This is a genomic window from Thermus islandicus DSM 21543, assembly GCF_000421625.1.
Lineage (GTDB): Bacteria > Deinococcota > Deinococci > Deinococcales > Thermaceae > Thermus > Thermus islandicus.
The window spans coordinates 81,902-95,399 of record NZ_ATXJ01000007.1 but is presented as its reverse complement, the minus strand read 5'-3'; the positions used below and the strand labels follow the sequence as shown (position 1 = coordinate 95,399).

12 protein-coding genes are annotated in these 13,498 nt (G+C 64.2%); 1 reads left to right on the top strand and 11 read right to left on the bottom strand.

Annotated features, from left to right (window positions below; translation table 11 throughout):
• The 11 genes from H531_RS12965 to H531_RS0108190 form a co-directional block, all read right to left on the bottom strand.
• On the bottom strand, positions 1–1,136 hold a 1,136-nt coding region (locus H531_RS12965; RefSeq protein WP_022798879.1), incomplete at its 3' end, for a sugar transferase.
• A 4-nt stretch (positions 1,137–1,140) separates the two neighbouring features.
• Positions 1,141–2,253, bottom strand: coding sequence for a glycosyltransferase family 4 protein (locus H531_RS0108235; RefSeq protein ID WP_022798878.1), 1,113 nt, complete (start codon positions 2,251–2,253; stop codon positions 1,141–1,143).
• Between the two features lie 12 nt (positions 2,254–2,265).
• Positions 2,266–3,390 (bottom strand): glycosyltransferase family 4 protein, encoded by a 1,125-nt coding sequence (locus H531_RS12960; RefSeq protein ID WP_022798877.1) that lies wholly within the window; start codon positions 3,388–3,390, stop codon positions 2,266–2,268.
• A complete protein-coding gene (wecB, locus tag H531_RS0108225) occupies positions 3,390–4,475 on the bottom strand; it encodes a non-hydrolyzing UDP-N-acetylglucosamine 2-epimerase (protein WP_022798876.1) in 1,086 nt (361 codons plus the stop codon). The genes H531_RS12960 and wecB overlap by 1 nt, the downstream gene beginning before the upstream one ends.
• Complete coding sequence (locus tag H531_RS0108220; protein ID WP_211210534.1) at positions 4,472–5,722, bottom strand: lipopolysaccharide biosynthesis protein; 1,251 nt, start codon at positions 5,720–5,722, stop codon at positions 4,472–4,474. The genes wecB and H531_RS0108220 overlap by 4 nt, the downstream gene beginning before the upstream one ends.
• 8 nt (positions 5,723–5,730) lie before the next feature.
• The gene (locus H531_RS0108215) at positions 5,731–6,822 is read right to left on the bottom strand and encodes a DegT/DnrJ/EryC1/StrS family aminotransferase (protein WP_022798874.1); all 1,092 of its coding nucleotides are present in this window, start codon (positions 6,820–6,822) and stop codon (positions 5,731–5,733) included.
• Positions 6,803–7,885, bottom strand: coding sequence for a glycosyltransferase family protein (locus H531_RS0108210; RefSeq protein WP_211210533.1), 1,083 nt, complete (start codon positions 7,883–7,885; stop codon positions 6,803–6,805). The genes H531_RS0108215 and H531_RS0108210 overlap by 20 nt, the downstream gene beginning before the upstream one ends.
• Before the next feature lie 112 nt (positions 7,886–7,997).
• Positions 7,998–9,923, bottom strand: a complete 1,926-nt coding sequence (gene asnB, locus H531_RS0108205) for an asparagine synthase (glutamine-hydrolyzing) (protein ID WP_022798872.1) — start codon at positions 9,921–9,923, stop codon at positions 7,998–8,000.
• A 3-nt stretch (positions 9,924–9,926) separates the two neighbouring features.
• Complete coding sequence (locus H531_RS0108200; RefSeq protein WP_022798871.1) at positions 9,927–10,505, bottom strand: acyltransferase; 579 nt, start codon at positions 10,503–10,505, stop codon at positions 9,927–9,929.
• 3 nt (positions 10,506–10,508) lie between these two features.
• Positions 10,509–11,438: a Gfo/Idh/MocA family oxidoreductase gene (locus H531_RS0108195; RefSeq protein WP_051130693.1), complete on the bottom strand. Its 930-nt coding sequence runs from the start codon at positions 11,436–11,438 to the stop codon at positions 10,509–10,511.
• Positions 11,438–12,775: a nucleotide sugar dehydrogenase gene (locus H531_RS0108190; RefSeq protein WP_022798869.1), complete on the bottom strand. Its 1,338-nt coding sequence runs from the start codon at positions 12,773–12,775 to the stop codon at positions 11,438–11,440. The genes H531_RS0108195 and H531_RS0108190 overlap by 1 nt, the downstream gene beginning before the upstream one ends.
• Positions 12,776–12,998: 223 nt before the next feature.
• Here H531_RS0108190 and H531_RS0108185 point away from each other — a divergent pair, with 223 nt between their 5' ends.
• The gene (locus H531_RS0108185) at positions 12,999–13,484 is read left to right on the top strand and encodes a hypothetical protein (protein ID WP_022798868.1); all 486 of its coding nucleotides are present in this window, start codon (positions 12,999–13,001) and stop codon (positions 13,482–13,484) included.
• Positions 13,485–13,498 lie beyond the last annotated feature (14 nt).

Here is a 13,498-nt window from a genome sequence, read left to right as displayed (position 1 = left end):
TCGTAGCTCAGCTTCACCAGGGTTTCCTCCTTCCCCTCGGCGTAGCCCTGGTGCACCTGGGCCCACCCCGTGAGGCCGGGCCGCACCGTGTGCCTAAGGGCGTAAAGGGGGATCTCCCGGGCATAGGCCTCGGCCAAGACCCGCTGCTCGGGCCGAGGGCCCACGAGGCTCATCTCCCCCTTGAGGACGTTCCAGAGCTGGGGAAGCTCGTCCAAGCGATAGCGGCGGAGGAAGCGGCCTAGGGGAGTGATCCTCTCCGCCTCCTCCCCAGCGTAGGCACCCTCCCGGGGCCACCCTCGCATGGTGCGGAACTTGTAGGCCTTGAAGGGCTTTCCCCCGAGCCCCACCCGCTCCTGGGCGAAAAACACAGGCCTCCCCAGGTCTAGGTAGACCGCAAGGGCTATAAAGGACTCAATAAGCAAGAATAGAGGAGAGAGGAGGAGAATGAAAAGAACCTCCAGGGGCCGCTTGAGGTGGCGGTATAGGCCAGGGTCCATCTCCGCCACGGCCAAAACGCCCTCGGACTCCTCCAACAGTACCCGTCCCGTGAGGACCTCATACACCTTCCCCGCATGCAGGACGGGGAGTCCCTCGAGGGCCGCCCGCACAAGCAGGGGCAGGGCCTGTGGGGTCACCTGCCTTGGGTCCACCACCACCCCTTCCACCCTGTCCAGGCTCCCAAGGGGGAAGGCCCGGTGGGGGAAGAGCCCAACGAGCCTCTCCGAGACCCCTCCTCGGAGGAGAGCAAGCCTCAGGGGCGGGGTTCTCTTGAGGTAGAGTAGGAGAAGGAGAAAGGCGAAGAGGGTAGCGAGGAGGAGGTAGCTCCTGGAGTAGTAGAGCCTCCCCATGGCGAGAACCGCAAGGAGGAAGAGGGTGAAGAGTAGGAGGTTAAAGGCCGCGAGGCTCAGGGCCTCCTGCCCGTGGTAGCGGGCCATCCTCTCCGTGAGGAAAAAAGCGAAAAGGTGGGCCGCGGCGGTGAGGGCGAGGAGGAGCCACGTTTCCCCTCCCCTGGGAAGGAGGGGGAAGAGGAGAAGGAGGGCGAGGAGGGCAGGAAAGGGAGCGAGGAAAAGGGGCCAAGGGGAACGGGCCTTGCCCAGGGAGGGGTGAGCGGGGAGAGCGACCTCTAAAACCTCCATGGAGTTATGCTACCGGAGAGCCCCCTCGTACCAACACATCCTCGTAGACCCTCCAAGTCTCAAGGAGCATCCTCTCCAGGGTGAAGGCCTCCTCGTACCGCCTCCGCCCCGCCTCGCCCATGGAGGCCCGCAAGGAAGGGTTCTCTAGGAGAAGGGAAAGCTTTCTCCTCAGGCCCACCTCGTCCCCTCGGCCTACCAAAAACCCTGTATTCCCCTCCACCACCGCCTCCCCCACCCCTCCCACATCCGTGGCCACCACGGGAAGGCCCGCCCGCATGGCCTCCAGCACGGAAAGGGGAAGGCCCTCCCAGTGGGTGGCGAGGACGAAGACCTGGGCCTGCGCCAGGACCTCCGCCACATCCCGCCTCGCCCCGAGGAAGCGCACCCGCTCCGCAAGCCCGAGGGCCCGGGCCAAGGCCTGCGCCTGGGGAAGGAGGGGACCCTCCCCCACCAGGTCCAGGGTCCAGGGAAGCTCCCTTAGGCCCGCAAGGGCCCGGAGGAGGAGGGCATGGTCCTTTGGGGGGGCAAAGCGGGCCACCATGACGAGCCTCGGGGGGTGGGCCTCGGGGCGGGCCCTCAGGGGGGTCTCCGGCACGCCGTTCCAGACCACCCTGAGCTTTTGCGGAGAGACCACCCGGTGGCGGAGGGCGAGGTCCCGGTCGTAGCGGGACACGGCGATCACCCGGTCCCCAAGCCTTCCGGCAAGGCGCTCCATGGCAAGGGCCAGCCTCCTCCGCCCTTCCGGCACCCCCTCGGTGAAGGCCCAGCCGTGGGCGGTGTACACGCTTTTCACCCCTAAGGCCCTTGCCGCAAGTCTCCCCAGGAACCCCGCCTTAGAGGAGTGAGCGTGAACCAGATGAGGGCTTAGACGCTTGAGGAGGGCCGCCACCTCCCAAAGCCCAAGGAGGTCCCGGTGGGGACGGATGGGGTGGAGGAGTTGCTTGAGAATATGGACCCCTATCCCGAGGGCCCGGGCCTCTTCTATGAGGAACCCATGCCGGTCCTCCCCCACCCCCAGGTGGAGCTCGGCGCGGCCCCTGAAGCCCCGAAGGAGTTCCAGGACATGCACCTGGGCTCCCCCAGGCTCAGCGCGGGTGATGAGGTAGAGGAGGCGCATGGGTGCCGCCCTTTAGCCCTTCCCTTCCAAGAGGCGCAGGAGAAGATAGTGGGTCTCGGCGGCCCGGTGATCCCAAGAGTGCGCCCTTTCCACCAGCTCCCTCCCCCGCATCCCCATCCGCCGCCGCTCCTCCGCTTGGCGGAAGAGCCGCCCCACCGCCTCGGCCACCGCCCGGGCGTCCCCAGGAGGGACGATCCAGCCAACACCGCCCTCTCGGACCAGGTGGGCCATGCCCGGGAGGTCGCTCACAACCACCGGAACCCCGCAGGCCATGGCCTCGAAGAGCTTGAGGGGGAAGGCGCCCATTTCGGCGAGCCTTTTAGTAGTGCTTTCTTGAACGGAGAGAACCGCCAAACTGCGGGCGATGACCCCCGGCATCGCCCGGTAGGGTTGCTTGCCCAAGTAGACCACCCTCGGATGGTGTACCCGCACTGCCTCTTCCACCTTGGGCCTTTCTGCGCCGTCCCCAACGATCACCAACGCCACCTCTCTGGGCCAAGACGGCATCTCGACAGCCGAGAGCATGGTGTCTATTCCCTGCCAGGGAGCCAAAGCGCCGAAGAACAGCACGTAGTTATTGGGAAGATCTATGCCCCCCTCGAGGGGGGCATCCGGCCGGAAAAGGGTGGCATTGGCCCCGTTGGGCACGACCTCCGCCCACCTTGCCCCTTCCCTTAGGGCCCAGTCGGCCAGGCCGGGGGTAACGGCGATGACGAGGTCCGCCCAGCGGATCTGCGTGCGCAAGAGGAACACGAAAAGCCCTTTGAGCTTGGCCGTCCACGGCCAGGCCACAAAGAGGTCTTCGTAAGGGCCGTTGACCTCCTGAACGACAGGGATCCGGTTGAGTCTAGCCCAAAGCGCCGAGGGCCAGGCGGCGAAGTGGTGGCGTATGTAGAGCAGATCGGGTCTTCCCGAACGCCAGAGCCTAAGCTGGGTTTTCGCAAACTCTAGGGCCCGAGCCATGGCCCCCGGTGCATCCTTCCTGTTGGCGTAACCGGGTTCATAGAGCTCCAACCGCCAGCCTCGCGAGCGCAAGCCAGCGAGGATCTCGTGGACGTGGGCGTGAGAGGCCTGCCCCTCACGGGTGGCCTGCAGGGCAAGGTAGGCCACTTTTCGGCCCAGAGAGTTGGCCCCCATCAAGGTACCCCCTGATGCAAAAGGTAAAACGCAACGGCGGTCCCAGCCCTTCCTTCCCCATAAGGGGTCCCTTCTCTTCCCAGTGCACCCTGGATCGCCGTCAGTCCGTACCTGACCGCCTCCTTGTCCTGGGGCGGCACCAGCGTGCACCAGCCCAGCTCCACCAGCTCCGGCCACTCCGTCTCTTCGCGAAGGATAGCACACGGCACCCGGAAGAAAAACGCCTCCTTCTGCACCCCTCCCGAGTCCGTGGCGATAAGGCGGGCGTTCTTCTCCAGCATCAGCATGTCCAGGTAGCCCACAGGATCTAGGGCCAGGAGCTCCTTGAAGAAGCGCTCAAGCCCAAAGGCGCGGGCCCGCTTCCGGGTCCTGGGGTGGACAGGAAAGACCACGGGGATTTCCCTGTGCAGGAGGGCAAGAGCCTCGAGGATCGCCCCAAGCCTCTCGGGGTCGTCCGTGTTTTCCGCCCGGTGAACCGTGGCCAACAAGTACTCCTTGGGTCTGAGGCCAAGCCTCTCCAGTATGCGGCTTTCCCGCTCCGCCTTGGCCCCGTAGTAGAGGGCGGCATCGTACATGACATCCCCCACCAGCTTTATCCTCTCCACATCTATCCCTTCCCGCACAAGGTTCTTCACGGCGGTCTCGGAGGGGGCGAAGAGGAGGTCCGAGGCATGGTCCGTGAGAACCCGGTTGATCTCCTCGGGCATCCTCCAGTTGAAGGAGCGTAGGCCCGCCTCCACGTGGGCCACGGGGATGTGGAGCTTCACCGCCGCGATGGCCCCCGCTAGGGTGCTGTCCGTATCCCCATAGACCAGGACCCAGTCGGGGCGTTCCTCCAGGAGTACCCGCTCTATGGCCTCTATCATGCGCCCCGTGTTCTCTCCGTGGGTGCCCCCGCCGATGCCCAGGTGGTAGTCGGGGGGAGGAATGTCTAGCTCCTGGAAGAAGACCTCGGAGAGCCCAGGGTCGTAGTGCTGCCCCGTGTGGACCAGTACCTCCAAAAGCCCCGCCTCCCTGAGGGCGCGGGAGACCACGGCCACCTTGACGAACTGGGGTCGGGCTCCGACAACACTCGCAACTTTCATAGCCTTTCTCCATAACGATGGCTAAGCTGTCTCACAATGGCGAGAAGCAGTAGGAAGTAGAGGACAAAGAGAACAACCTGCGCCCAAGCCATAAGAAACAAGGCAGAAACAGCAGAGTTGGCCTGCCACCATAAGGGCAAGCCAGCGACCAAAAGGGAGGAAAAATCGTACACGAGTTTAACCCAAGAGTAAGGGGAGAGAAACACCACCCGGCTGACAGGGCTTACAACCAGCTGGGCAGCCATCCAGGGAGCCATAGCCCGGAGCATCAAACCCGCTTCCTCCCACTGGGGTCCGAAGGCCCTTACCGTAATCCATGGCCCCCCAATCCACAAGGCGATCCCCAAGGCCACCCCAAGAGCCAACATCCGCATAGCGGTGCCTAGAAAGAACGCCAAAACCCCCCCTGGTCGCGTGCGCAAGACTTCCGCCGCCCTACCGTAAAACACGTCCGCCACAGATCCACCTATCAGGGCCACAGGAAGGCCTACTATCCTTTGGGCCAAGGCGAGACCTCCACCTGCCGTCGCACCGAAAACGAACGTAAAGACAGGCACGGATGCCATCAGGGCCAAGGTGTCCAGGAAGCTAGAGGGAAGTTGGACGAGAGGATACCTTTTGTACCGCCAAAGAGTGCCCCACGCGATCCTCCAAGAGGGGATAGATGGCGCAAAAACCCTCCAAAGGCTTTTTAAGCCCGCCCATCGACCAACCGCTTCCCCAAGTACGAGACCTGCCGAACCCAAAAAGGCTAGGCTCATCTTGGCCAATGCCCCCCAAAAGGCCTGCAAGAAGCTGAAACGTCCAGCGACTTGGAAAAAGCCCAGTCGGATGATGCTGTAGCGTAGGACCATGCCCCAACTGGTGGCCACTAAGGCAAGGCCTGCTAGCCAGGAGGCCCAAGGGGAGAAGAGGCCGTACCCGAAAATATCCCTCTGCCTGAGGAACTCAAAAACCGCTACCGCTACGAGCGAAAGCCCAGCGGAGATGACCAGGCTACCGATAGCTAGGTCTCGAGCCTCCTCCTCTGACCGCGCCGCCACCACCGCCACCTCGTAGCGCAGGGTGGTCACCACCGAAGCTACCCCCAGGAAGCTCACAAAGAGGCCCCAGAGGGCCATGTCCTCAGGGGTGTAGAGGCGGGTGATGACGAGAGAGGCCAAACCCCCAATCGCCTGGGCAAGGGCTGTCCCTCCCGCTACGGCGGCCACGCTCCGAACAAAGCCACTCTGGCAGACCCGCTTCAAGGGCCGGATCACTGACCCACCCCCCGAAGGGCGTCCGCCACTCTTAAAAGATCCTCCTCGGACAGGAAGGGCCCCATGGGCAGGGAAAGCACCTCCCGTGCCGCCCGCTCCGCCTCGGGCAAGGCCGCTCCCATGTGCGCATAAACCGGTAGCCTGTGCAAGGGAACGGGGTAGTAGACCATGGTCCCCACCCCCTCCCTCGCTAACGCCTCGGCCACCCGGTCCCGCCTCTCGAGGATGCGCACGGTGTACTGGTGGAACACGTGGCCCTCCACCAGGGGTGGCAGGGCCAGGCCCGGGACCCCCTGAAGGAACTGGTGGTAGCTGGCAGCCACCTCCCGGCGGCGGGCGTTGAAGGCGTCCACGTGCCTGAGCTTCACCCGGAGAAAGGCCGCCTGCAGGGCATCCAAGCGGGAGTTGTAGCCCACCATCTCGTTGTGGTACTTCTTCCGGGAACCGTGGGCCCGGAGCATGCGGGCAAGGTCGGCTACTCCGTCGTCGTTCGTGGCGATGAGCCCCCCGTCCCCGTACCCTCCCAGGTTTTTGGTGGGGAAGAAGGAGAAGGCCCCCGCATCCCCTAGGGTACCCACCTTCCTACCCTTGTAGGTGGCCCCGAAGGCTTGGGCGCAGTCCTCTAGCACCTTGAGGCCGTGGGCTCGGGCGATCTCCAGGATGGGGTCCATCTCGGCGGGGAGGCCGTAGAGGTGTACCGGCAGGATGGCCTTGGTTCGGGGGGTGAGGGCAGGCTCTATAAGCTCTGGATCGAGGTTGAAGGTCCTCGGGTCTATGTCCACGAAGACCGGGGTCGCCCCCACCAGGCTGATGGCCTCAGCGGTGGCAAAAAAAGTGAAGGGGGTGGTGATCACCTCGTCCCCCAGGCCCACGCCCAGGGCGCGGAGGGCAATGACCAAGGCGTCCGTTCCGGAGTTCACCCCGATGGCGTGCTTCACCCCTAGGTAGGCCGCCGCCTCTCGCTCCAAGGCCTCCACTTCGGGGCCCAGGATGTACTGCCCCGAGCGCATCACCCGGCGGAAGGCCTCCTCCAACTCAGACCAGAGGAACTCCACCTCAGGCAGGGGATCATAGACGGGCACGGTCATGACCTTCCCAAATCTCTTTAAGCAGGGACAGGAACCGGGCGTACTGGCGCTCGGCGCATAGCTCCTCGGCCGCCCTGCTACTCCTCGCCTTCATCTCGCTCACCCTTTCGGGGGTGAGTTCCCTCAGAACCCGGGCGAAGGCTTCCGGCTCGAAGCTCTCGGCCACCACCCCGACACCCCACTCCGCCACCACCTTGGCCATCTCCGGAGAGGGCCCAATGGCCAGCGCTAGCCTGGCCTGGATGAACTCGAAGAGCTTGTTGGGAAGGGCTAGAGCTTGGTTTAAGTTCGTAGGAGGTAGCTGGTAAACCCCTACATCGTAGCCGTTCAGAGTTCTCACTAGGTCGGACGGAGGTACAGGCGGGTGAAAGGTGATCCTCGGATCGCCCCCGGCTAGGCGCTTGAGAAGCTCCAGATAGTCAGGATGGGTGGGGACCAGGTAAAAGTCTAGGGTGAAGCGGTGATCCAGAAAGCGGAGAGCCTGGATCATCCCCTCCAGCTTACGGGAAGGGATGGCCGCCCCGTGGTGGACGAGGCGGATCCTGCCGTCTTGGGAGACAGGGCGCACGGGTAAGTCCTGATAGGGAGGCGCGTTCAGGAGAATCTGGACTGGGAAAACGAGGCTAAAGGCTTCCCTGTAGGCCTGCGCGATCCCAGAGGACACCGTGGTCATCAGGCGGACTCCGGGGAGAAATTTGCGGCAGAGGTAGGTCTTGTATCCTTGGTAGAGCACCCTCCACAGGAATAGATCTTCAAACTCGCGGGGAGCGTACTCATGTGCATCCAGGATGACGGGTACCCCCCTCTTCTCGGCGAGGCGGTAGGCCACAGGGAGGGTGTCCACGTCGTTGGCCAACACCGCATCGTAGTGCTCCCCCCCGCAAACCCGCAAGGCTTGCCGGGACGAAGGCCAGACTCCATAGGCCAATCCGTAAGCCCCACTGAGGAGGAGGCCAAGCCTGGCCGCACGCCAGAAGGCCAGTCCCCTCACCTGGCGGGGATGGGGAAGGGAGAGGGTGCGAACCCCCGGGACATCGCTTGCGCCGTAGCCGCAAGCCACCACCTCATACTCCTGCGATAGGTAGAAGAGGTGGCGCCTGACTCTGGCATCCCGGGAAAGGTCAGAAAACGAGAGTACCAGCAAACGCTTCCTCGCATTTTTTCCTTCTTCTTTCTCAGTCATATTCCACCCCGAAGGCTTCGGACCAAGCCACCAGGTTGACCCACCGCCACACCCGGAAGTCAAAGCGCTTTCGCCCCTCGGCCACCTCCCGCCACTCCTTAAGCACCTCCTCGGGGCGGAGGGCAGGGATGGACCTCAGGGCCTCTCCCCGGAGCAGGACCTCCACCCAGGGACCAAGGGCCCTAAGCCAGCGGAGTTCGGGGGTGGCAAAGCCGATCTTGTCCTTCCTCGCGAGTACCCCCTCGGGAACCAGGCCCCGCATGGCCTCCCGGAATACGGCCTTGCTAGTGCCGTCAGGGGCAAGAAGGTAGCCTTCAGGAAGGCTAAGGACGAACTGGGCCAACTCGGGCGTAAGGAAGGGGACGCGGCTCTCTATGGAATGGGCCATGGAGTTCCGGTCCTCGTACCGGAGGAGCATGGGGAGGCTCGTCTCCGTTAGGGCCTCCAGAAGCTCCTGGCGGAGGCGGTCCTTAAGGGGGCCCTGTAGGCGGGAGGGGGGCCTCGGCGCCACCTTTCTCTCAGCGAACCAGGAGGCGTTGAGCCAGGGGGGAAGGAGGGCCTCCCCGCCCAGGCGGCGGGCCAGGGGCTGGAAGGCGCGGGGCATGAGCCTGCCCAGAACCTGCTTCCAAAGAGTGCCTCTTCCGGGAAGCCGGGAGAGCCTCTGGAGGAGGGCCAGGGCCTCCCAGAGCCTCCCCGAGGCCAGAAGGGAGGCCACCCGCGCAGCCCCGTAGGGCACGTACCCCGCCAGAAGCTCATCGGCCCCCTGGCCGTCCAGCATGACCTTGATCCCCTCCTCCCTCGCCCTCCGGAAAACGCGGTACTGGGCGTAGATGCTGGTGCTGCCGAAGGGCTCCCCCTGAACGCGGACCAGGGAGTCTAGATCCTGTGCAAGCTCCTCGGGAGCGATGCGCACCTTGTGGACCCGCACGCCACAGGCCCTCACCACCTGGTCCACGTACCGCTCCTCAGAGACCCCCTCATCCTCAGCCACGAAGCTGAAGGCGTGGAGCTCCAGACTAGGCTCTAAATGGCGCACGGCGCACACGATGGCCGATGAGTCTATTCCCCCGGAGAGGGCAAACCCCAGGGGGACATCGCTCCTCAAGTGCAAGCGCACACTCTCCAGAAAGAGCTCCCTGAGCCTCTCAGCCGCCCCCTTGAAGCTCAGATTCCCCCCTTCCTCCGGGAAGAGGCGCCAGTAGCGGACGAGCTCCGCCCTGTCTGGCGCTTCCAGGGGCACCCTTAGGTAGTGGCCAGCGGGCACCTGGCGCACCTCCGCGAAAAGGGTCTCCCCGCCGTGGTCGGTGAGACCGAAGCGGAGGTAGGCGTAAAGCCTCTCGGGGTTCACGCGCCTCCTCACCCCTGGGAGGGAGAGGAGGGAGGGAATCTCGGAAGCGAAGGCCAGGCCCCCAGGGAAAGCCGTGTAGTAGAGGGGCTTGATGCCGAAGAAGTCCCGCACCAGGTAGAGGGCGTTCTCCTCCATGTCCAAAAGGGCGAAGGCGAACATGCCCACCAGGTGCGTTAGGCTCCCCTCTTTCCACTCTCGCCAGGCAGCAAGGAGAACCTCGGTGTCGGAGGCGCTTCGGAAAGCGTGGCCCCTCGCCTCGAGGGTCTCGCGAAGCTCCAGGAAGTTGTAAACCTCCCCGTTGTAGACCACGTAGAGGCGTCCGTCGGGGGAGGACATGGGTTGCCACCCCGCCTCCGAGAGGTCCAGTATGGATAGGCGCCGATGGGCGAACCCCAGGCGAAAGCCCTCCACGGGGACCGGATCCCTCGAGGCGAGAAGCCCTTCCGGGCCCCAAAGGAGATAGCCCTTATCGTCGGGCCCCCTGTGGGCGAGGGTGCGGGAAAGGCCCTCTAGGAGGGCCACCCCCCTGGGGTCAGGGGTGCGGAGAACAAGGCCAGCGATGCCGCACACGGGCTACCCCACCTTCTCCACCTGCTCGGGCGCCGCTTGGCGGTAGTGCCTGCTGCAGGCCCCGCAGGTAGCCTCCTCGCCCGCAAACACCAGCCTTTCCCCGCACTCGCACACCCAACCGAGCCTGCGGGCGGGGACCCCGGCCACCAAGGCGTAAGGAGGCACGTCCTGGGTGACCACCGCTCCCGCCGCCACGAAGCACCACTCCCCTAAGGTAACCCCGCAGACGATGGTGGCGTTGGCCCCGATGGTGGCTCCCCGTTTGACCACAGTGGGCAGGAAATCCTCGGGGCGGTTGCGCGGAAAGGGGGCGCGGGGGGTGCGCACGTTGGTGAAGACCGCCGAGGGACCCACAAATACATCGTCCTCTAGGATCACACCTTCGTACACGGAGACGTTGTTTTGAATCTTGACCCCGCTACCGATCCGTACCCCCTTGGCCACGAAGACGTTCTGCCCAAGGGTGCAATTTTCCCCGATTTCCGCTCCTGCCATGACGTGACAAAAATGCCAGATGCGGGTGCCCTTACCCACCTTGGCTCCCTCGTCCACGTAGGCGCTCTCGTGCTTGAAGTAGTCCACGGCTCACCCCAGAAAAGGATGGCGGACCTCGGGAGTGGGGTCCTTGAGGGGAAGGGTGCGCACCTCCGCCGCTACCCGGATGGCCTCCCTGGCCTCGGCGAGGCCAAACCCTTCCCCGGCCAAGGTCTTGCGGTAGACCTCGGTGTGGAGATCGGTGAAGCCCTCGGAGAACTCCACCTCCTCCCCGTCCACGACAATGGAACGGTAGGTGCGCTTGCCCACCTTCCGGAAAGCTTCGGGAACGAAGGAAGGGTCTATGGAGAGGAACCAGCAGACCTTGGCCCTCTCCAGCTCCAGGTACCCGGCGTTTACCGTAGGGGTGCGCGCGTGTACCTCCACCCGGTGGGCCTTCCCGAAGAACCAGGCAAGGAGGTCAAAGAAGTGGATGCCGATGTTGGTGGCAAGCCCCCCGCTCTTCCGCTCGTCCGCCTTCCAGCTCGCCCCGTACCAGGCCCCACGGCCGGTAACGTAGGTGAGGACCACATCCTTTGCCTCCTTTTCCTGGGCAAGGCGCTCCCTTAGGACCTGAAGGGCCGGGTGGACCCTAAGCTGAAGAACGGTGTAGACCCGTTTCCCCGTGCGGGCCTCCCACTCGGCGAGGCGGTCCACCTCTTCGGGCCAGAGAACCAAAGGCTTTTCCGACAGGGCGTTCGCTCCAAGCCGTAGGGCCATACGGATCTGGGGGTAGTGCAGGTGGTTGGGACTTGCGATGCTGAGGTAGTCCACCCCCTTCCCTCGCTCCCTCATGTCCTCTAGGTAGGCCTCAAAGGCCTCGGGCTCGGTGAAAAAGGCAGCCTCCGGGAAAAAGCTGTCCACCACCCCCACGTTGGTAGCCGGGTCAAGGCCCGCCACCAGGAGACCTCCTACCTCCTTGATGGCCTTCAGGTGCCTGGGAGCAATATAGCCTGCAAGTCCCGTCAGGGCGAAGCGCATCACAGGAGGACCACCTTTCCTTCCGTAAGGTCTTTGGGCAGGTGCCGGGTAGCTCCCCGGGTGTCCAACACCCTCTTGGCCCGGCGCACCAGTTCATGATAATCAAAGGCGCTGTGGTCCGTAGCTAGGATCACCAGGTCCTGGGAGGCCAGGAGGTCCTCGCTTAAAAGGATGCTTTTCATATAAAGGTCTTGGTCCTGGAAGCTCGGGATTAAGGGGTCGTGGTAGGCCACCTCGGCCCCCAGGCGCTTCAGGCCCCGGATGACCTCTATAGCCGGGCTTTCCCGGTGGTCAGCCACGTCCCGTTTGTAGGCCACGCCGAGGACCAGCACCCTCGCCCCCCGCACCGGAACCCCATCCCGGGCCAGGAGGCGGAGGGCCTTCTCCACGGTGAACTCGGGCATCTTCCGGTTGATCTCCCCCGCTAGGGCGATGAAGTGGGTGTTGAAGTTGTACTCCTTGGCTTTCCACTCCAGGTAGTGGGGATCTATGGGGATGCAATGCCCCCCCACGCCGGGGCCGGGGTAAAAGGGCATGATGCCGAAGGGCTTGGTGAAGGCGGCATCCAGCACCTCCCAGACGTTGAGCCCCATGCGGTCGCAGAGCATGGCCAGCTCGTTGACCAGGGCGATGTTCACTGCCCGGAAGGTGTTCTCAAAGACCTTGACCATCTCCGCAGCCTTGGCGCTGGACACCGGGACCACCCGCTCAATGGTCTGGCTGTAAAAGTGAACGCCCGCCTCCAGCGATCTGGGCCCCACCCCGCCCACCACCTTGGTGGTGTTCCTCGTGGTGTAGCGCCTGTTGCCAGGGTCCACCCGCTCAGGAGAGTGGACCAGGAAGAAGTCCTCCTCTACCTTGAGACCGCTTTTTCCCAGGATGGGCAGCATAACCTCCTCGGTGGTGCCGGGGTAGGTGGTGGACTCGAGGCTCACAAGCTGGCCTGGGCGGAGGCGCTTGGCGATCGCTTCCGTCACCCGCTCCACGTACTGGAGGTCGGGAGTAAGGTTCCGGGTGAGGGGCGTGGGCACGGCGATGACGATTACGTCCATCTCCGGAACCCGGTCAAAGCCGGTTTCGGCAGAGAGGAGGCCTTTGGCCACCACCTCCTTCAGCTCTTCCTCTCTAACGTCCCCAATATAGTTCTCCCCGCGGTTCACCTTTTCCGCCCGCGAGGGATTCTGCTCAACGCCCAGAACATGGAAACCTACCTTGGCCTTCTCCACGGCGAAGGGAAGGCCCACGTACCCTAGGCCCACCACTCCCACCACGGCGGTGCGGGTGGAAACTTTTTCTTTTAATTTCGCCAGCAGAAAATGCTCGTTCCGTTGGATCATGGATACCACCCTGCTCCCTGGGGCGTTATCACCCGGCGCTTTCTCTACCCATGCCCCTATCTGGCTCTAGTATCTAGTATCAAGCCGCCCGTCTTTTCTGGGAACCCAGAAACCCGGCGAACGCAGGATGAAGACGGAAGATATAAGGATGGGTGCTATCCCCACAGAACTATACAAAAGTAACCTGGGTCGACGGCCTGAACTCAGCGTTAGAATGCCTTCCATGTGGCTCCTCCTCCTTCTCCTCAAGGTAGCTTCCTTGGCCCCCGCCCTGGGCCAGGACTGGGGGCTCACCCAAAGCCAGACCCTCACGGCGGGGGGCGCCAAGGCATGGCGCTACACCCTGAGCCCTAGGGGCGAGGAGGCCCGGGCCCTGTGGGAAGCCCTCTCCCTCCAGTACCGGGACCACCTGCGGGCGGGGTACCGGGTGGACCTCGGAGGATGGCGGCTTTACTTCCTTGGGGGAAAGCTCCGCCTTGAGAGGCACTGCCAGGCGGTAAACCCCGCCTGCTTCACCTTCGGGGCCCTGCCCGTGGACAAGGCCCGGCAGGACCGCTTCCTGATGGAGCTTGGTGCCCTCTTGGACCGGGCCCTGGGGGAGGCGGCCCGCACCGGGGGCACGGTCACCTTAAGCCGGCTTTTCCGGGTGGAGCTGAGGCGGAACCAGGCCCTGCCCTACCCGGCAGCTCCCTCGGGCTGGAAGCCCTGAAGCTGGGGTATCCT